The organism is Geodermatophilus sp. SYSU D00525, from assembly GCF_054050475.1.
In genome coordinates this window covers 26,022-50,763 of record NZ_JBJGZK010000009.1, presented here as the reverse complement: position 1 = coordinate 50,763, position 24,742 = coordinate 26,022, and the positions used below count along the sequence as shown (strand labels likewise).

Genomic DNA, 24,742 nt, shown 5'->3' with positions numbered 1-24,742 from the left:
CGTCAGCCGGACAGGCCGGCGTTGAGCCGGGCGGCCTGGCGCACCAGGTGGTCGCGCTCGGCGAGGTCGGGGGCCTTCGCGGCCGCCTCGGCGTAGAGCCGGGCCGCCGTCGCGAGGTCGCCGTCGCGCTCGTGCAGGTACGCCGCGACCGCGGCGTGGCGGGGCAGCGAGCCGTCCACCGCCGCCAGCTCCGCGAGGCCCGCGCGCGGTCCGTCGGCCTCGCCGACGGCCACCGCCCGGTTGAGCCGGACGACGGGGCTGTCGGTCAGGCGCACGAGCTCGTCGTACCACTCGACGATCTGCACCCAGTCGGTCTCCGCGGCGGTGGGTGCGTCCGCGTGCAGCGCCGCGATGGCGGCCTGGGCCTGGTACTCCCCCAGCCGGTCGCGGACGAGGGCCGCCTGCAGGACCGCCACGCCCTCGGCGATCAGTCCGGTGTCCCACCGGCTCCGGTTCTGCTCCGCGAGCGGCACCAGGCTGCCGTCGGGCGCGGTCCGGGCGGCGCGCCGGGCCGAGTGCAGCAGCATCAGGGCGAGCAGCCCGGCCACCTCGGGGTGGTCGATCACGGCAGCGAGCTGCCGGGTGAGCCGGACGGCCTCGGCGACGAGGTCGACGTCACCGGAGTAGCCCTCGTTGAAGACCAGGTAGAGGACGCGCAGCACGGTCGCGACGTCGCCCGGCCGGTCGAACCGCACACCGGAGACGGTGCGCTTGGCCCGGCTGATGCGCTGCGCCATCGTCGCCTCGGGCACCAGGTAGGCCCGCGCGATCTGCCGGGTGGTCAGCCCGCCGACGGCCCGCAGCGTGAGCGCGACCGCGGACGACGGCGTCAGCGACGGGTGGGCGCACAGGAAGTAGAGGTGCAGCGTGTCGTCCACACCGGGCACGGGCCCGGGCGCGGGCTCCTCGTCGACGACGTCCTCCCGCCGGCGGCGGGCGGTGTCGGCGCGGGTCGCGTCGAGGAACCGGCGCCAGGCCACGGTGACCAGCCAGCCCTTCGGGTCCCGCGGCGGGTCGGCCGGCCAGGTGCGGACCGCCTCGACCAGCGCGTCCTGGACGGCGTCCTCGGCCGCCGCGAAGTCGGCTCCGCGGCGGACGAGGACGCCGAGCACGCCGGGCGTGAGGCTGCGGAGCAGCACCTCGTCCAGCGGGGCGGTCATCCCTCGATGGTGGGGTGCGCGCCCAGGAAGGGGCGCACCTCGAGCCACTCGTGGATCGGCTCCCCGCCCGCCCCGGGAGCGGCCGACAGCTCACCGGCCAGCTCGACGGCGCGCTCCCGGCTGTCGACGTCGATCACCATCCAGCCGGCGATGAGGTCCTTGGTCTCGGCGAACGGGCCGTCGGTGACGGGCGGGCGCCCCTCGCCGTCGTACCGGACCCACATCCCCTCGGGGGAGAGCGCCTGGCCGTCGACGAACTCGCCGGTGCCCTCCAGCCGGGCCGCGAAGTCCTCCATGTACTGCACGTGGGCCGAGATCTCCTCCGGCGTCCACTTCTCCATCGGGACGTCGTTCACCGCCGCCGGGGCTCCGCGGTAGTGCTTGAGCAGCAGGTACTTGGCCATCGTGGTCTCTCCTCGGTGCCGGTGCGGCCCATCCTGGCCGCTCGCACCCCGGGGACGGAGCCGCGCCCGCGTTCTCGACACCGCCGTCCGGGATCTCCGGCGGACCGGTGCCCGGATCGACCGTCCTCGCCGCCCCATGGCGTGCCGGCCCCGGGGACCTTGGCCTCTACGGGTGACCGGCCGCGGCCAGGACGCTCGACGGAGGTGCTCCGCTCCGTGCGGCGGGGGGAGACCGGACGTGGGTGCGACGCCGGGAGGGGTGCACCCGGCAGGGGCCGCGCCGGCCGGGCCGGCGCTCCCCGCGAAGGGACCGGCCGGCCGTGCGGACCGCAGGGGCCCGGCGGTCCCCGTCCCCGGGAGGTGGGGTCGTGACAGGGGCGGTGCTGTCGGCCGAGACGCGACTGACCCGTCTCCTCGGGCGGCTGCTGAGCGCCGCGGAGGCCTCGCTGGCGGCGGGCGACCTCGAGCAGGCCCGCGCCACCGCCGAGGAGGTGCGCACCGTCGATCCGGACAACCGGCGCGCCGCCCTCGTCCTGCGGCAGGTGGCGGCCCGTCAGCACGACCCGTCCGGGGAGCGGGCGCTGATGACCCTGCTGTTCTCCGACCTGGTCGGCTCCACGAGGCTGTCCGAGCGGGTGGAGCCCGAGCACCTGCGGGACCTGTTCGCGGTCTACCGCGCGGCGGCCCGGGAGGCCGTGCACCGGTACAGCGGCCACCTGGTGCACTACTCCGGCGACGGGATCCTCGCCGGCTTCGGCCATCCCACCCCGCACGAGGACGACGCCCGGCGGGCGGTGCTCGCGGGCCTCGACCTGGTGAGGGCGATGCGCGACGCGCGCACCGGGCTGGACCGCCGGTTCGGCGTCTCCCCCGAGGTCCGGATCGGGATCCACACCGGGCGCGTGGTGGTCACGGACCTCGGGGACGCCGGCTCGGCGGCCGGGCGGGACCCGATCGTCGGCCTCGTGCCCACCTTCGCCGCGAGGCTCCAGCAGGAGGCCGCTCCGGACACCGTGGTGATCAGCGACGTCACCCGGCAACTGGTCGACGCCGACTTCTTCCTGCACCCGCTCGGCGAGCGCCGGCTGGAGGGGATCCGCCGCCCGGTGGAGGTCTTCCGCGTCGAGCGCCCCCGCTACGCCGCGGCCCGGTTCGAGGCGGCGCGCTACCGCCAGGCGGGGCTCGTCGGCCGCGACGAGCCCCGCGCCCGGCTGCTCGCGGCGTGGGAGGAGGTGCGGCGGGACGGCGGGGCGGCCGTCGACCCGGGCTTCCTCGTCGTCGGTGAGGCGGGCATCGGCAAGACCCGGCTGGTGACCGAGGTCCTCGACCGGGTGGAGGCCAGCGGCGGCCGGGTGTTCGGCACGGCCTGCCTGCCCTACCACGCCGACGTCTCGCTGTGGCCGGTCGCGCGGCTGCTCGAGGGGATGGCCGACCGGTCGGGAGAGACCCCCGACCGGCTCGCCTGGCTGGTCGGGAACCTCGGTGCGCTGGGCGTGGACCCGCGGCGGGCGGTGCCCCTCCTCGGCCCGCTGATCGGCGTCCCGGCGACGCCCGAGTACCCGGCGCCCCCGTGGGAGCCCGGCACCGTCCTCGACCAGACCCTCGACCTGCTCGTGGAGTGCCTGGCCGCGGCCGCCGCGCGGCGGCCGCGCCTGTTCGTCGTCGAGGACCTGCACTGGGCCGATCCCTCCACGCTCGAGCTGCTGGGGCGGCTCGTCGAGCGGCGGCCCGCGGGCCTGCTCACGGTGGCCACCGCCCGCCACGTCCCCGCCGTGCCGTGGCGGGACGGCGTGCAGGTGCTCGAGCTCGGCCGGCTCGACGGTCCGGCGGCCCACCGGCTGGTGGACAACCTCGCGTCCGGCAGGCGCCTGGACGACGGGGCGCGGGCCGCGATCATCGAGCACGCCGAGGGGATCCCGCTGTTCATCGAGGAGCTGACCCGCGCCGGCGTGGAGGAGCACGGCTCCGAGCCGCTGCCGCTGCGGCTGCAGGAGCTGCTCACCTGGCGGCTGAAGGCGCCGGCCATCGACCTCCGCGTGGTCCAGGTGGCCGCCACCGTCGGGCCGACGTTCGACCCGGCCACCGTCGCGGCGGTCGTCGGCGACGAGGACGCCGTGGCCACCCAGCTCACCACCCTCACCGACGCGGGGATCGTCGAGCCGGTCGGCCCGGCGGCGGGTGTCCACCGCTTCCGCCACGCGCTGATGCGCGACGCCGCCTACGAGACCCAGGTCGTCGAGGCGCGCCGGGAGACGCACGCGGCCGTGGCCCGGGCGCTGGCCGCGCGCGGCGCCGAGCCGGCGATCGTCGCCCGGCACCTGGACCTGGCCGGCGCGGCCGGGCCCGCCGCCGGCCGCTACCTCGACGCCGCCCGCCGCGAGCACGGCCGCGGGGCGCACGAGGAGGCGACCAGGCTGGCCGCCCGGGCCCTGGAGCTGCTGGAGACCCTGCCCGGGTCCGACGAGCGCGACCTGGGCGAGCTCTCCGCCCGCATGCTGCGCGGCCTCGCGCTCAGCTCGACGCACGGCTACTTCTCCCCCGAGGTCGAGGCGGACTACCGGCGGGCGCAGGAGCTCGCCGCCCGGCTCGGACGGCCGGAGGTGCTCCCCGCGCTGATCGCCCTCTGGGCGTACTGGATCTCCAGCGGCCGGCTCACCACGGCCCGCGGTGTGCTCGACCAGCTCGCCGCGATGGTCCGCGAGCCGGCCTTCGCCTCGTTCGAGCCGGAGGTGCTGGGGTGCACGGGCTACCAGGACTTCAAGCGGGGCCACTTCACCTCGGCCCAGGCGCAGCTGGAGCGGGCGCTGGCCGCCATCAGCTCCCGCCCGACCGGGCAGTGGGACTCCCCGCTGTGGCCGCTGCCCAACGACCCGTACTCGGGCGGGGCCGGCGCGCTGGCGGCCGTCTGCGCCGCCCGCGGGGAGCTGGACGCGGCCGAGCGGTGGGAGCGGGAGGCACGGCGGCGGGCCGAGGAGGTCGGCTCCCCGCGCGGTCCGTACAGCCTCGCGCAGGTCGAGTCGACCTTCAGCACCTGGATCCGGCACCTCCTCGGCGACGAGGAGGCCGCGCGACGGCTGGGCGCGGAGGCCGCTGACATCGGCCGGGAGCACGGCTACGCCCTGTGGGCGGCGTTCGGCGCCGCCTGGGCCGCCACTGACCGGCCCGGTGGCCCGCCGGACCGGGCGTTCCTCGAGCAGGCGCTCGAGACCCTCGCGCTCATGGGCCAGCAGGGTTTCTTCGCCGGCCACCTGGGCCGCCTCGCCGACCTGGACGCGGCGGCCGGCGACCAGGAGCAGGCGGACCGGCACCTGGCCGAGGCCCTCGAGACGGTCTCCCGGACCGGCGAGGAGCTCGACCTGCCCGAGCTGCTCCGCCGGCGGGCCCGCTTCACGCTGGCCCGCGGAGGGGACGCCGCCCCGGCCGTCGCCGACCTGACCGAGGCGGTGCGGGTCGCGACCGGGCAGGGCGCCCGGCTGTCCCGGCTGCGCGCGGCCGTGGACCTCGCCCGCCTGTCCCCGGACGTGCGACCGGCGGGCTGGCGGACCGTCCTCGAGGAGGCCCGGGCGGACCTGCCGGGTGCCACGGTGACGCCCGAGACGACGGCCGCCGACGCCCTCCTGGAGCGGTGACCGCCGGGCGTACCGTCGCGTGCACGGACCGGGGCCGGGCCGGCGGTCCCGCCGGCCCGCTGCCCGTTCCCGCCGTCGGGCGAGGAGGCGGAGATGAACTCCCATCCCGAGCACCCCAGGCCGCTTCCCGGGTCCATGACGATCGAGCACGAGGGCGCCTGCCGGGTGCTCCGTCTGCGCGGCGAGCTCGACACCGCGGTCGCGGAACAGTTCAAGGGACGGACGAGCCGGGACGCGCTGAGCGTCGACGTCATCGACGCCGCCGACGTGTCCTTCATCAGCTCCACGGCCCTCGCCGTCCTGGCCCGGTGCAGCGAGGTGTCCCTCGCCGCCGGCCGGCGTCCGGTGCTGCGTGCCTCGTCGCCCGCGCTGGAGCGCATCCTGCAGCTGAGCGGGCTGCAGGACGACTTCCTGCGCCCGCCCGCCACGCCCAGCTGCGCCGAGACGCCCGGCTGACCGCCTGACCGCGCCGCGTCGCTGCCACCGCGGCCGGTCACTCCACGGCGTGGTGGACCGCCACCGGCCTGCCGGTCGCCGGTGCCGTGCCGGTGGTCCTCGCCCGGCCGAGGGAGGGACCGGCGGTCCGTGGACGACCACTCCCGGCGACGGTAGGAACGGCTCAGCACCGACGAGGGAGGCGACGTGATCGACCGGGCCGGGCTGGCGGACTTCCTCCGCCGCCGTCGGGAGGCGCTGCAGCCGGAGGACGTGGGTCTCCCCCGCGGGCCGCGCCGCCGGACGAGCGGGCTGCGGCGCGAGGAGCTCGCCGTCCTCTGCCACATGTCCACCGACTACTACGCGCGCCTGGAGCAGGAGCGCGGGCCGCAGCCCTCGGAGCAGATGGTGGCCGCGATCGCGCAGGGGTTGCACCTGTCCCTGGACGAGCGGGACCACCTGTTCCGGCTCGCGGGTCACCGCCCGCCCGCGCGCGGCGCCGACGGCGAGCACGTCGGGCCCGGCCTGCTGCGCATCCTCGACCGGCTCGGCGACACCCCGGCGGAGATCGTCACCGAGCTCGGCGAGACGCTGCGGCAGACCCCGCTCGCCGTCGCGCTCACCGGCGACGCGACCCTGCGCACCGGGCCGGCGCGCAGCCTCGGCTACCGGTGGTTCACCGACCCCGCCACGCGGCAGCTGTACGCCCCGGAGGAGCACGCGTTCCTGTCCCGGCTCTACGCCTCGGGCCTGCGCGAGCTCGTCACCCTGCGCGGCCCGGGCTCGCGGGCCGCGCGCCTGGCCGAGCTGGCGCTGGCCCGCAGCGAGGAACTGCGGCGGCTGTGGGACACGCACGAGGTCGGCCTCCGCCCGCGCGAGGTCAAGCGCTTCGTCCACCCCGTCGTCGGCGCGCTGGAGCTGAGCTGCCAGTCGCTGGTCGACCCCGACCAGTCGCACCGGCTGCTCGTCTACACCGCCGTCCCGGGCAGCCCGAGCGCCGAGCGGCTGCAGCTGCTGTCGGTCCTCGGCACCCAGGCGGACCCCGCGGTCCGGGCCGCCCCCGGCTGACCGGGGCACGGCCCGGGACGGTCAGCGCGGCAGCGGGTGCACCCCGTCGGCTCCGGCCGCCGCGAACGACACCCCGGCCAGCTCCTCGGACAGGTGCCACATCCGCTCGGCGTCCCCGGTGCCGCGCACCGGGCGGTAGGGCTCCTGCTCCGCAGGGGCGCCGCTCGCCCCGCCGGGGCCGTCCGGGCCGTAGAACCGGCCGCCGCCGTCCGGCGCGGTCGCGGCGAGCAGGGCCGGCAGCGCCGCGCTCTCCACGGTGCCGGTGAGGCCCAGCCGCGACAGCACGCGGATGAGCCGCACGCCGGTGGTGTCCCGGGCGCGGCCGACCTCGGGCCGGGCCGCGAGCAGGCTGGTCGGCGCGATCCCGGGGTGGGCCAGGTCGCTGGTGATCCCCCAGCCCCCGGCGGCGCTGCGCCGCTGCAGCTCCAGGGCGAACAGGCCGACGGCGACCTTCGACTGGGCGTAGGCGCGCTGCCCGTCGTAGGACCGCTCCCAGTTCGGGTCGTCCCAGTTCACCGCCCCCCGGCGCGCCGCGACGCTGGTCTGCGAGGTCACCCGCGCCCGGCCGGCCCGCAGCAGCGGCAGCAGGGCGGCGACGAGCGCGACGTGCCCCAGGTGGTTGGTGCCGAACTGCAGCTCGTGCCCGTCGGCGGTCGTCTGCCGGTCCGGTGGCCGCATGACGCCGGCGTTGGCGACGAGCAGGTGCACCGGCCGCCCCTCGGCGCGCAGGGTCTGCCCCAGCGCCGCGACGGAGGCCAGCGAGGACAGGTCGAGGTCGCGCAGGGAGACGTCGGCGTCCGGGACCTGCGCGCGGATCCGGGCGACCCCGGCCTCGCCCTTGCGCGGGTTGCGGACCGGCAGGACCACCTCGGCGCCGGCCGCGGCGAGCCGGCGGGCCAGCACGAGGCCGACGCCGTCGCTGCCTCCCGTGACGACGGCGCGGCGGCCGGTGAGGTCGGGGACGGGGACGTCGGGTCGGGTGCGCGGCATCGGGTGCTCCTCGGGTCGTGGGGACCCCAGCCTCACCGCGCGAGGCGCCCGCGTTCAGGGACGGCCGATCCGCGGATCGCCGGTCCCCGGCTGCGGCCCGGACGCTGCGGCTGCTCCTCCACGGGACCGAAGACGGTCAGAGGAGCCGTTCCGGGCCGTGGAGCCGGGAGTTGAGCGTGTCCCACGGGGTGACGGTCGGCTCGGCGACCAGTTCGGCGCCGGCCTCGACCAGGTCCGCGGTCGCGGCGCGGGTGTCGGGTACCCCGAACGCGACGCGGATCCGGCCCGGGACGCGGTGTCCCACCTCGACCTCGTCGGTGTACTCGGCGTAGGGCGGGTCGTTGATCTCCAGCGTCGCCCGGCCGGCGTCGAGGATGACGACGTGGCCGCCGCGGGCCTCGTGGGCCTCCTGCTCCGGCAGCCCCAGCACGTCGCGGAAGAAGCGGACCGCGGCCTCGTGGCCCGTCGCGGTGACCACGAGGCGGAGTTCGGTGGCCCGCTGCCGTTGCTGCGTCATGGGAGTCTCCTCGGCCGCGGTGAGGGGCGTGCCGCGAGAGGTCCGCGAGAGGTCATCGCGTCGCGTGCGCGGAGGTCGGCCCGGACGCCGGTTCCCGTCGCACGTCGATCGGGACCATCGGACCCCCTCATCGGCCCGCGCACCGGCGACCAGCTGCGGACCGCCCCGGTGCAGGCCGCCGGCGCGCATCCGGCAGGGGCGGTCACCCCTCCCCAGCCGGCGGCCCGGCCGGCAGCTCCCCCGTCCGCACCAGGTCGTGGGCGACGTCGCGGTCCCGGCGGGCCGCGCCCGCCGACGCCCGGGCCAGCGCCCGGATCGCCTGGTCGGCGGTCAGCCCGAGCCGCTGCACCAGCACGCCCGTGGCCTGGTCGATCACCGCGCGGGCCTCCAGGGCGATCCGCAGGTCGTCGGCCATCGCGCGGGCGCTCCGCATCGCGTGCAGGTCGCCGGCCGCCGCCGCGGCGTGCGGGCCCAGGCGGGTGGCGGCGGCCCGGGCGTCCTCGTCGAAGGCGTGCGCCGCGCGGGCGTAGATGTTCAGCGCGCCGGCGACGCCGCGGTCGGCGTCGATCACCAGCGGGACGGACAGCGAGCTCAGGGCGCCGTGGGCGACCGCCCGCGGCACGTAGTCCGGCCACCGGCTGTCGGTGCGGGTGTCGGCGACCTCGACCAGCTCACCGGTGCGCGCGGCGTGCAGGCAGGGCCCGTGGTCACGCTCGTACTGCGCCTCGTCGACGTCGACGGCCAGCCGACCGGTGGCGGCCACCGTGGTGGGCACGTCGTCGACGAGCAGCGACACCGACGTCTCGGTGTCGCCGGGCACCACCGTCCGGGCCAGCGCGGCCACGGTGTGCAGCAGGTCCTCCGTCGACAGCTCCGGAGCAGGCAGGCGCTCCCGGCGCCGGGGTGCGCCGGCAGCGTCGTCGAGGCGGGGCTCCTGGTTGCTGTCCACGGCGCGGCTCCGGTCTGCTGCACCGGGGCGGGCACCTCGGTTGCGGACTCCGCCTCGGAGCCCGCGCTGGCGTGGCACGCCGGGGTCGGACGCACGGTCGGCGCAGGGTGGCTCCCACCACCGGACCCGAGCGTACGCAGCTCTCCGTCGTGGCGGGCGCACCGCCGCGTCGAGGGCGGCACCGCCTGCGGTCACCGGCCGCCGCCGAGCGGCCGCCGTCCCCGACGACGCGGCCGGCGCCGCAGGGACCCGGACGGCGACGGCGGGGGCTAGAGGTCGCCGCCGCGGTCGAGCAGGCCGCTCAGGGGGACCTCTCCCTCGACGATGCGCCGGGCGAGCTCGTCGAGGTCCCCGCCGCGGGCGAAGGCATGCGCCCGGAGCAGCGCCAGCGCGTCGGTGCTGCTGACCTCGAGGCCGGCGTTGACGAAGCCCATGGCCCGCCACACGACCGAGCGCCGTCCGGCGGCCGGCGCGTCCAGCCACACCGGCCCGCCGCTCTCGCCGCGCGTCGCCTCGCTGTTCTGCTGGAACGCCGAGGTCACCTCGGCACTGATCGCCAGCGCGTGCGCCAGGCTCAACGCGGTCACGTCGTTCGGCGGGACCGTGTAGAGGTCCAGCGCCCCGATGCCGCGCAACCCCCCGTGCAGCGGTAGCGAGATGACCCCGCGGATCGGGGTGCTGGTGACCAGCTCGTCGTGGAACGCCGGCCACCGGGACCGGATCGTCACCTCGTCGGCCACCACGGGGCCGCCTTCGGCGTACGCCGTCAGGCACGGCCCGGCCCCGATGGTGAACTGCAGCCGCTCTGCCGTCGCCGCCGCCGCGTCACTCGAGCCCAGCGGTAGCCGTTGGCCGTCGACGAAGAAGAGCCCGATGCCCGCGCCGTCGACCGGCACCACCCGGGCGCACGCACGGGCGAGCCGCTCGGGCAGCAGCTCGGGGCCGGCCAGCTCCCCCGCCAGCTCGGCGAGCACGGCCCGGAACTCCGCGACGACCGTCACGATCCTCCCGTCCCGACCCGTCGGTGGCGCCGGCCCCGTCCGCCGGGGCCGGGCGGCGAACCGCCCCGGGCGTCGGGCGTCGGCACGGTGAGACCGCCTGCGGTCACTTCCTCCCGCGAACGACCGGTGCCCAAACTCCGGACGTCGGGTGGGCCCCTGTGCACGCGAGTGTGAGCCGGGACGGCGGGAGGGGCCGGGCCGGCGTCCGACCGGGTGCCCGACCCGGCCGGCGCGTGGGTCCTCGGACTCCCGCACCGTCTCCTCGCGGGTTTGCGACGTGGTGGCGCGGGCACGGATGGACATCGGCTGCGCATCCGCACGTGCCCGCGGCTCCCCACCTGCAGGACCGTGAAGGGCCAGCCGTGGACGTCGCGACGCGCACGACCGGGACGGCGCTCGCGGACGCCCCGGCCGGGTGCCACGCCGGCCGCGGGCAGGGTCTGCCCACCGCCCGGGTCGCGGCTCCTCGGGTGCGCCGGGGAGGAGGTCACGGCCCGCGGGTGGCCCGCCTCCCCCGCGCGTCCGGACGGGAGAGCACCGCCGGGCCGGCGACCGTGCGTCACCGAGGGCCTGACGGCGGAGGACCGGGCAGGAGCACACGGCGCCCGCTCCGGCTGTGCTCCGGGCAGGTGGCATGACCGTCAGCCGGCCGGGCCACGGGGACCGCCGGGCCAGGACCGGTCCGACGGTGCACTACGACGCGCGGCGCGCGGTGTCCTACGCCAAGCCCCTCCTGCGCGGCTGGCTGCACCTGGTGTGGTTCGCCGCCTCGCTCGTGGCCGGCCCGCTGCTGTGGGTCGCCGTCCACGGCCGGGGGCCGGTGATCGGCGTCGGGATCTACACCGGCTGCCTCAGCGGGCTGTTCGGCGTCAGTGCCCTGTACCACCGGGGCAGCTGGGGGCCGGTCGCCCGCCGGGTCCTGCAGCGAGCCGACCACGTGATGATCTTCCTGTTGATCGCCGGGACGGCGACTCCGGTGTTCCTCCACGCCGTGCCCGGCACCTACGGGCGGCTGTGCCTGGTCCTGCTGTGGGCCCTCACCGCCCTGGGGATCCGGGCCCGCCTCGCCCGCATGGACGCGCCGGAGTGGCTCGTCGGAGGAGCGTTCATCGCGCTGGGAGCCGTCAACGCGCTCGCGGTACCGGCGCTGTGGGCCGCGGCCGGCGGCCTCGCCGCGGCCCTCGTCGTCGGCGGCGGGCTGCTCTACATCACCGGCGCCGTCGCCTACCACTGCCGCCGCCCCGACCCGCTCCCGTCGGTCTTCGGCTATCACGAGGTCTTCCACGCGTTCGTGTGTGCCGCCGCCACCTGCCACTACGCCGCCATCGCGCTGCTGGTCAGATGAGCCGCGCGGTGGAGCGGGCGCACCGGCGCCGGCTCCACCCGGGTCCACGGACCGGCCGGAGGGCCGGCGCTCGCGGGCAGCCGCCCCGGACCGACCGGAACACCGGCCGGCCGAGCCGACCGCGGTCGGCGGCGGGCGAGGTTCAGGGGGAACGGACGGGGCGCGGCAGAGCCGAGGGGTGCTCGGCGGCTCGCGCCATGGCCCGGGCGACTGCCCGCGCGGCTTCCTCCCGTTGGGCGGCGGCCTCCAGGTCACGCTCGACGGCGCGGCGGGCGTTGGCCAGAGCGCCGCGGGTCGGTGCTCCCGCGAGGACGGTCCGCACGCGCTGCCGGATCCGCCACCACCGGGACAGCAGGCTCAGGACGAGGGTCATCGGCTCAGGGGGTGGGGACCGTCGTCGGCCCCGTGGGTGAGGGCCAGGCAGGTCCAGCACAGCGGGAGGACGCGATCGGCGGAGTCGGGCCAGGTCCAGATCCGGGGATCCAGGGGGACGACCGGGGTCGCGCACATCGCCCGACCGGCCTGTCCGATCGCGTGCAACCGGCCGACCGCCGTCGCTCCGGCGATCGGGGACCCGTCGGCCGGGCGGGGGCTGGGGAGCACACCGTCGGCACCGACCGCCCAGCCGGCCGAGCCGGAGCAGGCGGGGGCTCGCTGACAGCAGGCGCACCGGCCGTGCGGGGCTCGCGCGCAGCTCATCGGGCGTCGTCGGCGGGGGCGTCCCCGGCCCGGTCGAGCACGGCGGGGCAGGCGTCCGCCGACGTCGGGAGGTGTCCGGCAGGGGCGGCCGTGGTCTCAGCCATGCCGCCACCGTGGCCGAGTGCTCCCGTCGGATACAGGGACCTACGCCTCTGTATCGAAACGAGGCGATCCGTATCCGCCCATCGGTCCCGGCGTCTCGCGCGGGGCGATGGACGTCGTCGGCACCACCTCCGACGAGTGGAGGTCGTCGAACGGCACCTCACAGACCTCGCTGAGGCCTCCGCCCGGTGTCGCATGAGGGCTCGACGAGGCACCGACTGCGCCGGTGGGCGAGGGGCTTCGCACATCGGGTACCGGCGGCTACCGTCGGTCGGGCCGGCGCTGCCGGTGGCGGCCCAGCCACGGCCCCGGGAAACGCTCACCCCGGAGGCGCGTCATGCCGGTCGAGGTCGTCGAGTTGTCCATCCGGGAGCCGGACGTCGCCCAGGCCGTGCTCGCCGATCTCTACCGCTCGGAGCGCCCGCTCGCGTTCTCCGGCGTCCGCGGGTCGTTCACCTGCGAGCTCCGGTCGGCAACGGCCGGTCACCTGACCGCGGACCGGCTGCGGTTCACCGCGGGCATGCGCTGCGCGGTCGCTCCGCTGAGCGACCTGGTGGTGGCCAGTCCGGTGAGCGGTGGGTGCCGGTACGTGGAGGGCCGGGACGAGGTCACCACGCGACCGGGCGTGGTGTTCCGGTGCCCGACCGGCGTGCCGTTCACGAACGAGTGGGACGACGTGGACGTGGGCATCGTGCGGCTGCCGCTGGCGGTGGTCGAGCGGGTGGCCGAGGAGCGGCTGGGCGTGCCCGGGACCGATGTGCGGTTCGACGGGATGAGCCCGGTGTCCGAGCCGATGCGCCGCACGTGGCTGGGGCTGATGCGGTTCGTGCACCAGCAGATGGCCGACCCCGGCAGCGGGCTGGCCGAGCCGCTGGTCGCCGCGCACCTGGCCGAGCTGACGGCGGCGACCGCGCTGGCGGCGTTCCCGAACACCACCATGACGTCGGACCACCTGCCCGGCACCGGCGCGGTGGCGCCGGCGGTGGTGCGCCGGGCGGTGGCCTTCATCGACGGGCACGCCTCGCTGCCCATCACCGTCACCGACGTCGCCCGCGCCGCCGGGGTCGGGCCGCGGGCGCTGCAGCTGGCCTTCGCCCGCCACGTCGGGCTGAGCCCGATGGGCTACGCGCGGCGGGTGCGACTGGAGGGCGCGCACCGGGAGCTGCAGGCCGCCGACCCGACCGCCGGGGACACGGTCGCGGCGATCGCAGGCCGCTGGGGCTTCGCCAAGCCCGACCGGTTCGCCGCCGCCTACCGCGCCGCCTACAAGGTGGCCCCCAGCCACACCCTGCGCACCTGAACCACCGCGGCCGCACACGCCCCGAGGAGAGGTAATGACCGCCGAGACCGCCCCGACCACCACAGCGCCCCGACGCACCGAGTTCCGCACCCGCGACCCGGCCGAGGCACGCGAGCTCCTCGACACCCTCTACAGCGGTCGCCTCCAGGTGGACGCCCCGCGCGACGCCACGTGGCTGCTGGACCTGCGGACGGTCGACCCCGGCCCGTTCACCTTCTGCGACCTCACGCTGCCGGCCGACATCACCTTCGACGTCCACGGCCGAGACGACGTCGTCATCAGCACGGTCATCCGGGGCACCATCGGGCTCGAGCGCGGACAGAGCACCGACCGCTACGCGCCGGGGGACGTCTACGTCGCCGTCCATCCACAGTCCACCGACGTCAGTCGCACCCACAAGGCCCAGGCTCGCACCGTCACCCTGCCGCAGGCGCTGCTCACCGACGTGGCCCGCGGCGCCGCCGCGCCCGGCGGGCGGTGGCAGTTCACGGCCATGCATCCGGCCCCCGGTGACGCCGCACGCTGGCGTCAGGTCACCCGGTTCGTCGACGACCTGCTCGCCGAGCCCGAGGCCGCCGCCTCGCCGCTGCTGCTCGGGCCGGCCGCGCGGCTGCTGGCCGCCACCGCGCTGACGATCCTGCCGAACACCGCCGTCGCCGAACCCGCGGCCGCGGACCGCGCCGACGCCCACCCCGCCACGCTGCGCCGCGCGATCGCGTTCATCGACGCCCACGCGGACGTCGACATCTCCCTCGCCGACATCGCCCGCGCCGCCTGCGTCACCCCCCGCGCGGTGCAACTGGCCTTCCGCCGCCACCTGAACACCACGCCCCGCGGGTACGTGCGCACGGTCCGCCTGGCCCGGGCCCACCGGGAGCTACGCGACGCCACCCCCGGCGACGGGGTCACCGTGACCGCCGTCGCCGCCCGCTGGGGCTTCACGCCCAGCCGGTTCACCGAGCGCTACCGCGCCGCCTACGGCGTGCTGCCCAGCGTCACCCTGCGGACCTGACCCGCGGCCCCGCGCGGCCCGCAACCGCCGGGCCTCCAGCCCCCGGCGCAGCTCCTCCGCCCGCTGCCGGCTGGCCCCGGCCTCGGCGACGAGCTCGGTCGCGGAGCGCCGGGCCCGCTCGGCCGCGGCGCGCCGCGCCGCCACCTCGGAGCGGTCCATCAGCGCCGCGCGATGCGCGTGCCCCCGGCTGTCGGCCATCGCGCCCCACCCGTGCCCAGGCTGTCTGCTCGTGGGGCGCCGCGCGCGGACACCCCCCGCCTGGGCTCAGCGGCGTCCTGCTCGTCCGAGGAGCCGATCGCGCGCGGCCACCCGCGATCAGCAGACGCGCCGGCCGCGGGCCCCGCCGCACGAGCGGGCACGCGGCTGCGCACCGTGGGGGTGTCGGTTCGCGTGTGCGGGGACTGCCGGTCAGTGCGCGGCGGACTCGAGCGCGTCGGCCCGCGTCCACATCCGCAGCGCCTCGCACCGCTCCTCCTCGGCACGCCGGCGCATGCGGGCTGCCCGGTCGCGGTGCGGCCCGGACGGGTCGGCGCTGCAGGCGGCCTCCGCGGCGCACGCGACGTCGTCGTAGGTCAGCGCCGCCTCCGCGGCAGCCGCGGCAGCCGCACGGATCGCTGCCACAGCGCTGCGCGAGACCGCGGCCCGCCGGTGGTCCAGCGGCTGCTGCGCCGGTGACGCGGTCACGACGCGATCGTGACCGGCGGATCACCGGTCGGCTACCACCGCAGGCGAACAGCCGCGCTCGCGGACTCGCCCGCAGGCGAAGTCGCGCCCGGCTACGGGGCCGAGGAGCCGTCCGGCTCGGACCGGGCGCGCCTACCGGCGGCCCCCGGAGACCTGTCCACCGCCATCCGGGATGGGCATGCTCTCCGGACATGAGCATCGACACGGGTCGTCGGTCTCCGCCCTGCGCGCTGGTGATCTTCGGCGCCTCGGGTGACCTCACCGCCCGCAAGCTCCTGCCCGCCCTCGCCCAGCTGGCCGGCTACGGGGCGCTCCCTCCGGAGGTGACGCTCGTCGGCGTCGCCCGCACGCCGATGACCGACGCCGAGTTCACGGACGCCTGCCGCCGCGACGCCCCCACCGCGGGGAACCCGCGGTGGCACGACATGACGGCGACGGCCCGCTACGTGAGCGGCCACTACGACGACCCGGCCACCTACCAGCGCCTGGCCGAGGTCCTCGCGACGTGCGACGGCCGGCACGGGACGGCGGGGAACCGGGTGTACTACCTCGCCACGCCCCCGCGCCTGTTCGGGCCGATCGCGGTCAACCTCGGCAAGGCGGGGCTGTCCGTGCCGGCCGGCGACAGCTCCATCCGCGTGGTCGTCGAGAAGCCGTTCGGCTGGGACGAGGCCAGCGCCCGGGGGCTGTACGCCGACCTCTCGTCGGCGTTCGTCGAGGAGCAGGTCTTCCGGATCGACCACTACCTGGCCAAGGAGACGGTGCAGAACCTGCTGGCGCTGCGGTTCGCCAACTCGATCTTCGAGCCGATCTGGAACCGGACGTGGGTCGACAACGTGCAGATCACCGTCGCCGAGACCCTGGGCGTCGGCGAGCGGGGCGGTTTCTACGAGACCACCGGCGCGATGCGCGACATCGTGCAGAACCACGTCCTCCAGGTGCTCTCGCTGTTCCTCATGGAGCCACCCACGTCGTTCCACCCGGAGGCGATCCGCGACGAGAAGGTGAAGCTGCTGCGCGCGATCCGGACGCTGGACGGCGACGCGGAGATCGCCGAGAACGCGGTGCGGGGGCAGTACACCCGCGGCGGCACCCGGGAGGAGCTGATGCCGGGGTACCGGGAGGAGCCCGGGGTCGATCCGCTGAGCGCGACCGAGACCTTCGTCGCGATGCGACTGGAGGTCCGGAACTGGCGCTGGACCGGCGTCCCGGTCTACGTGCGCACCGGCAAGCGGCTCCCCTCCCGGATCACCGACGTCGCCATCGAGTTCCGCCGCCCACCGCAGCTCCCGCTGTTCCCCGGGACGGCGGCGGGCCTCGAGCCCGACGCCCTCATCGTGCGCGTGCAGCCCGACGAGGGCCTGAGCCTGCGCTTCGGCGCCAAGGTGCCCGGCCACGCCTTCCGCGTGCAGAAGGCCTCGATGGACTTCTCCTACGAGAGCTTCGAGGAGCAGTCGCCCGACGCCTACGAGCGGGTCATCCTCGACGCCCTGATCGGCGACCCCACCCTGTTCATCCGCGCCGACGAGGTCGGCCGGTCCTGGCGCATCGTCGACCCGGTGATGCAGTTCTGGGCCCGGGACGAGCGCCCCATCCCGCTGTACCAGGCAGCCACGTGGGGTCCGCCCGAGGCGGGCTCCCTGATCGCCCGGGACGGCCGGAGCTGGCGCCACTCGTCCTGACCAGCGCCGACGCGGCGGGTGCGACCACGAGCAGTCGCGGAGGCTGTCCGCGGCCCGGTGCAGGTCCGCGTCGTCGGTGAAGTCGTCGGTGGAGTGGTGCGGCGCGAACCGCAGGCCGTCGCCGCGCAGCGAGCACGGGACGCCCCGGGACAGCAGCCGGTCGTGCAGCAGCCGGGATGGCGTGGTCCGAGCCGATCCGCCGCCGTTCCGAGCGCGTTGCTGCACTCCTCGGCCGCGCTCGGGCATGTCGGTCGCCGCCGGCTTCCTGGCCGGGTGCCTGCGGCGCCCTGATCCGGGCAGAGGCCTGATGGATCCCCGGATCCCGGCGGCGGGCCCTCGCCGCCCTGCGTGTGCGGGAGCTCCCGCGGGCCGGCACCACGCCCCGGTACGTGGAGGATGACCCGATGCTGAGCACCGAGGACCGGGACGGCGTCGCCGTCCTGCGCATCGAGCACGGCCGGGTCGGCGCCCTCGACGTCGAGCTGCTGGACGCCCTCACCGGGGCCGTCACCGCGACCGACCGGGCGCTGGTCGTCACCGGCACCGGCTCGTCGTTCTCCGCCGGGGTGGACCTGCGCCGGATCCTCGACGGCGGCCGGCCCTACACCGAGCAGCTCCTCACGGCGCTGTCCCGCACGTTCCGCGCCGTGTTCGACCACCCCCGGCCGACGGTCGCGGCGGTCAACGGGCACGCGATCGCCGGCGGCTGCGTGCTCGCCCTGGCCTGCGACCTGCGGCTGATGTCGGCCGGACGGATGGGGCTGGCCGAGCTGGCGGTCGGCGTCCCCTTCCCGACCGCCGCCCTGGAGATCGTCCGGCACGCGCTCGGCCCCCGCGCCGGCCAGGTGCTGCTCGGCGCGCAGGCCACCGACCGCGAGCGGGCACTGGCCCTGGGGATGGTCGACGAGCTCGCCGAGCCCGGCGACCTGCTGCCGCGGGCGGTCGCGCTGGCCGGGGAGCTGGCCGCCCGCTCGCCGGAGTCCTACCGGCTGGCCAAGGTCGCGCTCCACCGCCCCGCGAACGCGGCGATCGAGGCGACCGCCGGCGACGACGCGGCCGTCCTCGCCGGCTGGACCGCGGACGACACCCGGCGGCGGATCGAGGCCGCGCTCGCGGCACTGGCGCGGCGCTGACCCCGGTCCCCACCGCCGAGGCGGGTCCCGGGGTCGGGGCCGAGCGCTACGCCGCCTCCAGGACACCGGCGCGCTGCACCACCTCGGCGTAGAGGGACTCGTAGCCGTCGGCCATCACGGCCGGCGCGAAGCGGCTCGCCGCGGCCGCCGCGCAGGCGGCCGGGTCGATCTCGTCGAGGCGGTGCAGCGCCGCGACGAACGCCTCCTCGTCCTCGGCCAGGAAGCCGGTGATCCCGTCGTCGACCAGGGAGGGGAGGCAGCCCAGCGGGTGGGCGACCACCGGCGTCCCGGCGGCGAGCGTCTCGCACACCGCCGTCCCGCCGGGCTCGGGCCACCGGACCGGGAACAGCACGGCCCGCGCGGAGCGGAGCAGCGCCTCCTTGCCCTCGCCGGTCACGCTCCCGATCCACCGGGCGTGGTCGTCGTCGAGCAGGGGCTCGACGTGCTCGCGGAACCAGCGGACGTCGGGGTAGCCGGCCACCGGGCTGGCCGGGTCGGCGAGCGCGGCCTCGAGGGAGGCGCGATCGGGCTGCCCGCCCACCGGCCCTGCGAGGACGAGCGGCACCCCGGCGGTCCGGCAGGCCCGCAGCGCGACGTCGATGCCCTTCGCCTCGCACAGCCGGGACAGGACCAGGACGGCGTCGGATCGCTCGGCCCGTGGTACCGGGGGCCGGTCCGGGATCGGGACGGCGAGCGGCACCGCGCCCAGCGTCTGGCGCCGCAGCGCCTCCGGGCCCCGGGCCACCTGGGACTCGGAGACGCCGGCGAAGAAGACCCGGCCCCGGCCGTCGAAGCGCGCGTAGAACTCGGCGTTGCGCCGCAGGTCCCAGTGCAGCGTGTGCAGCACCGGCGGGACGGTGGGGCCGAGGGCCGCGAGGACCGCCGGTCCGACGACCTCCAGGTGGGTGTGCACCAGGTCGAACGGTGCGCCGCTCGCCGCCTGCCGGTGGATCGCCTCGACGACGGCGTGCGCGTGCGCGTGCGCGATCCCGGTGACCTCGGGGTAGGGGGCGGCGAGCCGCTCGAACTGCCCGGTCGGGAACGCCGCGACGCGGCCGTCCGCCGGCAGCCGGCTGTCCCCGACGGTGGCCAGCACGACCTCGTGGCCCCGTCCGCGCAGCTCGGTGGTCAGGGTCGCGACGACGTTCTCCAGTCCCCCGTACCCCTGCGGCGGCACCGGCAGCCAGGGTCCGGCGTCCATCAGGATCCTCACCGGCCCGCCCCGCCGACGCGCGCGCCCCGGTAGCCGGGCACGGTGCGCATCGGCGGCCGTTCCCGCACGCCGACCTCCCACGTCACCGCCTCGACGGCGGTCCCGGTGCGCACGTACTGGACGAGGGTGTCCTCCCGGACCCCGATGCCCGGGCACCGGGCGAGCGCCGTCTGCAGCACCTGCCCGGCCATCCGGCCCAGCGCCGCGTCGCTCTGGTGCGAGTGCCGGCGGCTGCCGAGGTCGACCTGCGCCAGGGCGTCGATGCCGGCGAGCTCGGCCAGGTCGACGAGCAGGCCCAGCTCGACGCCGTAGTGCGAGACGAACGGCACCCGCTCCAGCAGCTCCCGCCGGCCGGCGTACTCGCCCGACAGCGGCTGGACGAACCCCGACAGGTGCGGCCACAGGGCGTTGAGCAGGGGGCGGGCGGTCAACTCGGTCACCCGGCCGCCGCCGGTGGGCACCAAGCCCTCGCGGGTGTCCACCGGCCGGTCGTAGAGACCCTTGACGTAGCCGATCGCCGGGTCGGTCAGCAGCGGGCCGAGCAGACCCACCACGAACGTGGGGTCGAACGCCACCAGGTCCGAGTCGACGAAGACGAGCAGGTCCCCCGACGTCACGTACAGCGACTTCCACAGCGCCTCGCCCTTGCCCGGGACGTGCCCGCGCTCGGGCAGGACGTCGTCGACGTGGACGACGCGGGCCCCCGCGGCCCACGCGACGGCCGCGGTGCGGTCGGTGGACCCGCTGTCCACCACGACCACCTCGTCCACGAGCGGGACGGCGGCGACCAGGTCGCGGCGGAGGGCCCCGACGATGTCGCCGACCGTCGGTTCCTCGTCCAGCGCGGGCAGCACCACGCTGACCGTGAGGCCCTGACGGTGCTTGTGCTCGAGCAGGCGGCGGGAGTCGTAGTCCCGCGCGCGGAAGGTGCGGCGGTCCAGCCAGCGGGCGACGTCTGCGCGCATCTCGGCCTCTCGCTCGGGGGCTGTCGGGGTGGCCACCGTCGCACCTGGGTACACGAGACCGTGTCGCGCGTCACCTCGGCGTCGCGCGCGACACGGTGCGTGACGGCACGATGCCGACGTGGGCATCCGCGTGGGACTCGTCGGTGCAGGCGGGGTCGGCGCCCGCCACGCCCGTGTGCTGTCGGGCTTCGAGGACGTCGAGGTGGCCGGGATCTGGGACGCCGATCCGGCTGCGGCCGCGGCCCTGGCGGACGACGTCGGGACCTCCGCCGTGCCCGGCCTGGCCGGCCTGCTCGACCGCGGCCCGGACGCCGTCTGGCTCTGCGTCCCGCCCTTCGCGCACGGCGACCTGGAGCTCGCCGTGGTCGACGCCGGGCTGCCCTTCTTCGTGGAGAAACCGCTGGCGGCCGACCTCCCGGTGGCCGAGCGGGTCGCCGCGGCGGTGGCCGCCGCCGGCCTGCCGACGGCGACCGGCTACCACTGGCGGCACCTGGACACGGTCGGTCGCGCGCGGGCCGCGCTGGCCGGCCGCACGGTGCGCCTGGTCGACGCGCGGTGGTGGGGTACGACGCCGCCGCCGGCCTGGTGGAGCCGGCAGGACCGCTCCGGCGGGCAGGTCGTCGAGCAGGCCACGCACGTGCTCGACCTGCTGCGGCTGCTGGCCGGGGAGGTCGACGAGGTGGTCGGCGGCGCCGCGCCGTCCACGCGGGAGGGCCGCGACGTGCCCGACGCCACCGCCGCCGTGCTGCGGCTGGCGTCGGGCGCCGTGGGGACGGTGAGCACCTCCTGCGTGCTGCCGGCGCCGACCGCGGCGGGCCTGGAGGTGGTCGCCGACGGGACGGCGGTGCACCTGACCGAGACCACGCTGCGCGTGCGCACCCGCTCCGGTGACGAGGAGGCCACCCCCACCGTCGACCCCCGGACCGCCGTCGATCGCGCGTTCGTCGACGTCGTGTCCGGGCAGCCGGCGTCGCCCGGGCTGGTGGACGTCGCCGAGGCCCTGGCCACCCACCGGCTGGCCTGGGCGGTGGCCGAGGCGGCACGCACCGGCACGACCCTCGGGGTGCGCCGGTGACCACCGTGCGGACGCTGGTGGTGCCGCGCCCCGGCGTCCTCGAGGTCGAGGAGACGCCCGAGCCCCCGCTGGCCGAGGGCCGCTTCCGGGCGGAGACGCTGTTCAGCGGGGTGTCGGCGGGGACCGAGCTGACCTGGTACCGCGGGACGAGCCCGTACCTCGCCACCGGCTGGGACGCCGAGCTCGGCCTGTTCGACCCGGCGCAGGCGGCGCGTTCGTTCCCGGTGCGGCAGCTGGGCTACATGGAGGTCGCCCGGGTGGGCGACAGCCGCACCGCCGCGGTGGCCGAGGGGGCGCTCGTGGCCATGGCCTACGGCCACGCGACGGTCGTCCACGGCGACCCGGTGACCCAGCACGTGGTGCCGCTCCCGGGCGACCTGGACCCGCTGCTGGGCGTCTACGTGGCCCACCTGGGACCGATCTGCGCCAACGGCCTGCTGCACGCCGCAGCCGACGCCGGCGGCCGCGAGCTGGCGGACGGGGTCGCCGGCCGGCTGGTGGTGGTGGTCGGCGGCGGGGCGATCGGCCTGCTGGTCGGGCTGCTGGCCCGGGTGCACGGCGCCGCGGAGGTCGTCGTCGTCGACCCCACCCCCCAGCGGCGGGCCGCCGCGGCCGGGCTCGGACTGGACGCCGTCGACGACGCCCCGGACGTGGCCCGCGAGCTGAAGACGAGATGGCGGCACGGCCCGGCCGACCACGGCGCGGACGTGGTGTTCCAGTGCCGTGGCCAGGCCGCGGCCCTGGCCACGGCCCTGCGCTGTGCCCGGCCGCAGGCGACGGTGGTCGACCTGGCCTTCTACACCGGCGGCGCCGCGGACCTCGCACTCGGCGAGGAGTTCCACCACAACGGGCTGTCGGTGCGGTGCGCCCAGATCGGCCGGGTGCCCCGCGGTCTCGCGCACCTCTGGGACCGCTCCCGGCTCTCCCGCGCGACCCTCGCCCTGCTGGCCCGGCACGGCGACCTCGTCCGTGCGCACCTGCTCACCGACGTCGTCCCGTTCGACGAGGCGCCGGTCTTCTTCGCCGACCTGAGCGCCCGGCGCCGCCACGCCCTCTCCGCGGTGCTCGAGGTGGCGCAGGTCTGAGGCACCCGCCCTACCCGCGACCCGGCGGTAGCGTGGGTCCCGGCCGTCCTGACCACGTCGTCGCTGCCGGAGCAGCGAGTCAGCGAGGAACCGCGCCATGACCACACCCCCGGACGTCCCCGTCCCGGACGACGACAGGCACCCCGACGCCGGCCCGCCGCAGCCCGGGAGCGCTCCCGGCGTGGAGCTCGGCGCGTCCGAGGACGCGGGTGGCACCTTCGAGCCCGAGGAGGACCCGGAGACCGGCGCCTGAGCCGTCCTCCGCTCCCGGGGAGGGCGGGCTTCGGACGTCGTCCGCAGCCCGCGGGCCGCCGAGGAGCCGGGCTCAGTCGCTGGAGACGGGCCGGGTCGACCCAGCGGCGACGAGCAGCCGACGGGCCGGGGCCTCGTCGGAGGGGGCGACCAGCACGCGGACCCCCTCCAGTTGCAGCTGGGGGTACTGCCCTCCGGCATCGTCGGTCGCCAGGTCCGCGTGCAGGCCGTGACTGCGCAGCAGGCCGACGATGAGTTCGCCCTCCGTGCGGCTGCCGACGACGGCCACGGGCACAGGAGCGCCGTCCACACGCCCACCTCCTCCACGCTGCCCCGTCGTGACGGGCAGCACCACCGTCACACCGTCGGGGGTCCGCGGCCCCGGTCGAAGGTCCCGGACCCGAGAGACGCCGTGGGAAGACCGGACGCCCCGAGAGGACACCGCGGATGACCGAGGTGAAGATCCACACCACCAGGCTGGACACGCGGGCCAACGACGCACTGGCGACCATCGCCGACGCCGGCGCTGCGGCGTTCGGCCACACCGCCGAGCTGACACTGGACGGACGACTGGCCCAGCTGCTGCGGCTGCGCGTCGCCCAGATCAACAACTGCACGTACTGCCTGACGGTCCACCACCGCGCCGCGCGGGACGTCGGCGTGCCGCAGGCGGAGATCGACCTCCTCTCGGCGTGGTGGGAGACCCGGCTGTTCAGTGACGCCGAGCGTGCTGCGCTGGCGTACGCCGAAGCCCTCACCCGCGCCTCCGACACCACGGTCGCGCAGGCGTTCCAGCGGTACCACGACGAGCTGGCCGCCCACTTCGACGAGGCCGCGATGCGGGAGATCGTCGGGGTCGTCGTCAACATGAACACCTGGACCCGGCTCAAGCTCGCCGAGGGCGCCATGCCCTCGCTCGGGTGATCCCGCCCGCGCCGGACCCTCGGGGCTCCCACCCGCCCAGCCGCGGCGGGGGACGCACGGGGCGACCATGACGACGGCGGCGTCGACCACCGCCGGGCGTGCGGCCTTCCCCGCGGGGTGGGTGCGTTGATCGAGGGGACGTGGACTTCCTCTCCGGGACGACGCGGCTACCGTCCGGACGTGCGTCCCGTCTCCGCGGCGGGTGCGCCGCTCGGGAGCCCGGAGTCAGAGGCGTCGCGCGCCTTCGGCACCGACGGCGCCGTCGCGGAACCGCTCGGGGTGAACCGCCGGACGAAGTCGAGCGCCGTCTGGGCGACCTCGCGCCAGCCGTGGTCGATCGTGAGGGAGTGGCCCCGGTTCGGCATCCTCACGATCTCCGTCACGGCCGGGTTGCGCCGCTGCCGCTTGTAGGAGGCGTTCGCGATCGCCCACGGGACCGTGTGGTCCTTCTCGCCCTCGATGATCAGCAGCGGACCGCGGTCGGGGTTCCTCGTGTCGACCTTGGCCTCCGTCCGCGGGTTGAGGTTGGCGTTGCCCATCTGCACGAGCGAGATCCCGGAGCCGGCGACGTGGTACCGGTCGTAGAGCTCCCTCGCTTCCTCCTCGTCCAGGGCGTTCGCCCAGCTGTACCTGAACTGGTCGAACGTGAGCGTCAGCGCCCGGCGGCGGGTGCGCGGGTCGACCAGGAACGGGCCCGCCGACCTGAGCGTGGCGACGGGCAGCGGCAGGACGCCACGGAAGATCCCGGGGTCGATCGCCACCGTGGCCGCCGACAGGCCCCGGCCCGCGAGCACCTGCGCCAGCAGACCCCCCGTCGAGTGCCCGACGAGGGCCGGCTTCCTCTCCAGGGCCTCGATGACCTCGGTGGTGTGCTCGGCGACCTGCCTCAAGGTCTTCCGGGCGAGCACCTCCGGCTCCGCCCGGGCGGCCTCGACCGTGTCCGGATCGTCCGGCCAGTCCGGCGTGAGCGGTGCGTAGCCGGCCTGCCGGAAGAGGTCCGCCCAGCCGGCCCAGCTGCTCGGCAGGAGCCAGAGGCCGTGGATGAAGACGACCGGGGTGTCGCCGGAGGCGTTGGCCGCCTCGATCTCCCGCATCTCCCGCTCGGACGTCGATGCCAT

Annotated in this window: 24 protein-coding genes; 12 read left to right on the top strand and 12 right to left on the bottom strand. The window is 76.6% G+C overall.

Annotated elements, in window-relative coordinates; all coding sequences use genetic code 11:
- Nucleotides 1-2 precede the first annotated feature (2 nt).
- Both ACI796_RS09905 and ACI796_RS09900 read right to left on the bottom strand, forming a co-directional pair.
- The gene (locus ACI796_RS09905) at nucleotides 3-1,160 is read right to left on the bottom strand and encodes an RNA polymerase sigma factor (protein ID WP_456941056.1); all 1,158 of its coding nucleotides are present in this window, start codon (nucleotides 1,158-1,160) and stop codon (nucleotides 3-5) included.
- Nucleotides 1,157-1,564, bottom strand: a complete 408-nt coding sequence (locus tag ACI796_RS09900) for a YciI family protein (protein ID WP_456941055.1) — start codon at nucleotides 1,562-1,564, stop codon at nucleotides 1,157-1,159. The genes ACI796_RS09905 and ACI796_RS09900 overlap by 4 nt, the downstream gene beginning before the upstream one ends.
- Before the next feature lie 368 nt (nucleotides 1,565-1,932).
- Between ACI796_RS09900 and ACI796_RS09895 the strand changes: the two genes are divergently transcribed.
- From ACI796_RS09895 to ACI796_RS09885, 3 genes are all read left to right on the top strand, one after another.
- Nucleotides 1,933-5,193, top strand: a complete 3,261-nt coding sequence (locus tag ACI796_RS09895) for an ATP-binding protein (RefSeq protein WP_456941054.1) — start codon at nucleotides 1,933-1,935, stop codon at nucleotides 5,191-5,193.
- Between the two features lie 135 nt (nucleotides 5,194-5,328).
- Nucleotides 5,329-5,649, top strand: coding sequence for an STAS domain-containing protein (locus ACI796_RS09890; protein WP_456941053.1), 321 nt, complete (start codon nucleotides 5,329-5,331; stop codon nucleotides 5,647-5,649).
- A 186-nt stretch (nucleotides 5,650-5,835) separates the two neighbouring features.
- Entirely contained in the window at nucleotides 5,836-6,696 is an 861-nt protein-coding gene (locus ACI796_RS09885) for a helix-turn-helix transcriptional regulator (RefSeq protein WP_456941052.1), read from the top strand.
- Between the two features lie 21 nt (nucleotides 6,697-6,717).
- Here the strand turns inward: ACI796_RS09885 and ACI796_RS09880 are convergent, their stop codons facing one another.
- The 4 genes from ACI796_RS09880 to ACI796_RS09865 all read right to left on the bottom strand — a co-directional run bounded on the left by ACI796_RS09880 (nucleotide 6,718) and on the right by ACI796_RS09865 (nucleotide 10,153).
- Nucleotides 6,718-7,686: an SDR family oxidoreductase gene (locus ACI796_RS09880; RefSeq protein WP_456941051.1), complete on the bottom strand. Its 969-nt coding sequence runs from the start codon at nucleotides 7,684-7,686 to the stop codon at nucleotides 6,718-6,720.
- Between the two features lie 136 nt (nucleotides 7,687-7,822).
- Nucleotides 7,823-8,203: a VOC family protein gene (locus ACI796_RS09875; RefSeq protein WP_456941050.1), complete on the bottom strand. Its 381-nt coding sequence runs from the start codon at nucleotides 8,201-8,203 to the stop codon at nucleotides 7,823-7,825.
- A 202-nt stretch (nucleotides 8,204-8,405) separates the two neighbouring features.
- Nucleotides 8,406-9,152, bottom strand: coding sequence for a GAF and ANTAR domain-containing protein (locus tag ACI796_RS09870; RefSeq protein WP_456941049.1), 747 nt, complete (start codon nucleotides 9,150-9,152; stop codon nucleotides 8,406-8,408).
- Between the two features lie 269 nt (nucleotides 9,153-9,421).
- The gene (locus ACI796_RS09865) at nucleotides 9,422-10,153 is read right to left on the bottom strand and encodes a GAF domain-containing protein (RefSeq protein ID WP_456941048.1); all 732 of its coding nucleotides are present in this window, start codon (nucleotides 10,151-10,153) and stop codon (nucleotides 9,422-9,424) included.
- A gap of 634 nt (nucleotides 10,154-10,787) precedes the next feature.
- Here ACI796_RS09865 and trhA point away from each other — a divergent pair.
- Nucleotides 10,788-11,498 carry a PAQR family membrane homeostasis protein TrhA gene (trhA, locus tag ACI796_RS09860; RefSeq protein ID WP_456941047.1) on the top strand — a complete coding sequence of 237 codons (711 nt, stop codon included), beginning with the start codon at nucleotides 10,788-10,790 and terminating at the stop codon, nucleotides 11,496-11,498.
- Nucleotides 11,499-11,640: 142 nt separating this feature from the next.
- On the opposite strand, the gene ACI796_RS09855 is transcribed toward trhA, so the two are convergent.
- The gene (locus ACI796_RS09855; RefSeq protein ID WP_456941046.1) at nucleotides 11,641-11,871 is read right to left on the bottom strand and encodes a hypothetical protein; all 231 of its coding nucleotides are present in this window, start codon (nucleotides 11,869-11,871) and stop codon (nucleotides 11,641-11,643) included.
- A 765-nt stretch (nucleotides 11,872-12,636) separates the two neighbouring features.
- Here ACI796_RS09855 and ACI796_RS09850 point away from each other — a divergent pair.
- Nucleotides 12,637-13,599 (top strand): AraC family transcriptional regulator, encoded by a 963-nt coding sequence (locus ACI796_RS09850; RefSeq protein WP_456941045.1) that lies wholly within the window; start codon nucleotides 12,637-12,639, stop codon nucleotides 13,597-13,599.
- A gap of 34 nt (nucleotides 13,600-13,633) precedes the next feature.
- Nucleotides 13,634-14,611 (top strand): helix-turn-helix transcriptional regulator, encoded by a 978-nt coding sequence (locus tag ACI796_RS09845; protein ID WP_456941044.1) that lies wholly within the window; start codon nucleotides 13,634-13,636, stop codon nucleotides 14,609-14,611.
- A 408-nt stretch (nucleotides 14,612-15,019) separates the two neighbouring features.
- On the opposite strand, the gene ACI796_RS09840 is transcribed toward ACI796_RS09845, so the two are convergent.
- Nucleotides 15,020-15,295, bottom strand: coding sequence for a hypothetical protein (locus ACI796_RS09840; RefSeq protein ID WP_456941043.1), 276 nt, complete (start codon nucleotides 15,293-15,295; stop codon nucleotides 15,020-15,022).
- Nucleotides 15,296-15,486: 191 nt separating this feature from the next.
- On the opposite strand from ACI796_RS09840, the gene zwf reads away from it, so the two are divergent.
- Both zwf and ACI796_RS09830 read left to right on the top strand, forming a co-directional pair.
- A complete protein-coding gene (zwf, locus tag ACI796_RS09835; protein ID WP_456941042.1) occupies nucleotides 15,487-16,977 on the top strand; it encodes a glucose-6-phosphate dehydrogenase in 1,491 nt (496 codons plus the stop codon).
- Between the two features lie 404 nt (nucleotides 16,978-17,381).
- Nucleotides 17,382-18,110 (top strand): enoyl-CoA hydratase/isomerase family protein, encoded by a 729-nt coding sequence (locus tag ACI796_RS09830; protein ID WP_456941041.1) that lies wholly within the window; start codon nucleotides 17,382-17,384, stop codon nucleotides 18,108-18,110.
- A gap of 46 nt (nucleotides 18,111-18,156) precedes the next feature.
- Here the strand turns inward: ACI796_RS09830 and ACI796_RS09825 are convergent, their stop codons facing one another.
- Entirely contained in the window at nucleotides 18,157-19,311 is a 1,155-nt protein-coding gene (locus tag ACI796_RS09825; protein ID WP_456941040.1) for a glycosyltransferase, read from the bottom strand.
- 8 nt (nucleotides 19,312-19,319) lie between these two features.
- On the bottom strand, nucleotides 19,320-20,324 hold the full coding sequence (locus ACI796_RS09820; RefSeq protein WP_456941039.1) for a glucosyl-3-phosphoglycerate synthase: 1,005 nt from the start codon (nucleotides 20,322-20,324) through the stop codon (nucleotides 19,320-19,322).
- Between the two features lie 82 nt (nucleotides 20,325-20,406).
- Here ACI796_RS09820 and ACI796_RS09815 point away from each other — a divergent pair, with 82 nt between their 5' ends.
- From ACI796_RS09815 to ACI796_RS09805, 3 genes are all read left to right on the top strand, one after another.
- A complete protein-coding gene (locus tag ACI796_RS09815; RefSeq protein ID WP_456941038.1) occupies nucleotides 20,407-21,363 on the top strand; it encodes a Gfo/Idh/MocA family protein in 957 nt (318 codons plus the stop codon).
- The gene (locus tag ACI796_RS09810) at nucleotides 21,360-22,448 is read left to right on the top strand and encodes a zinc-dependent alcohol dehydrogenase (protein WP_456941037.1); all 1,089 of its coding nucleotides are present in this window, start codon (nucleotides 21,360-21,362) and stop codon (nucleotides 22,446-22,448) included. The genes ACI796_RS09815 and ACI796_RS09810 overlap by 4 nt, the downstream gene beginning before the upstream one ends.
- A 97-nt stretch (nucleotides 22,449-22,545) precedes the next feature.
- Nucleotides 22,546-22,701 carry a hypothetical protein gene (locus tag ACI796_RS09805; protein ID WP_456941036.1) on the top strand — a complete coding sequence of 52 codons (156 nt, stop codon included), beginning with the start codon at nucleotides 22,546-22,548 and terminating at the stop codon, nucleotides 22,699-22,701.
- A gap of 72 nt (nucleotides 22,702-22,773) precedes the next feature.
- On the opposite strand, the gene ACI796_RS09800 is transcribed toward ACI796_RS09805, so the two are convergent.
- Nucleotides 22,774-23,010, bottom strand: a complete 237-nt coding sequence (locus ACI796_RS09800; RefSeq protein WP_456941035.1) for a hypothetical protein — start codon at nucleotides 23,008-23,010, stop codon at nucleotides 22,774-22,776.
- Between the two features lie 137 nt (nucleotides 23,011-23,147).
- On the opposite strand from ACI796_RS09800, the gene ACI796_RS09795 reads away from it, so the two are divergent.
- Nucleotides 23,148-23,624 (top strand): carboxymuconolactone decarboxylase family protein, encoded by a 477-nt coding sequence (locus ACI796_RS09795; RefSeq protein ID WP_456941034.1) that lies wholly within the window; start codon nucleotides 23,148-23,150, stop codon nucleotides 23,622-23,624.
- Nucleotides 23,625-23,791: 167 nt separating this feature from the next.
- Here ACI796_RS09795 and ACI796_RS09790 read toward each other — a convergent pair whose 3' ends face one another.
- Nucleotides 23,792-24,742: an alpha/beta hydrolase gene (locus tag ACI796_RS09790; protein WP_456941033.1), complete on the bottom strand. Its 951-nt coding sequence runs from the start codon at nucleotides 24,740-24,742 to the stop codon at nucleotides 23,792-23,794.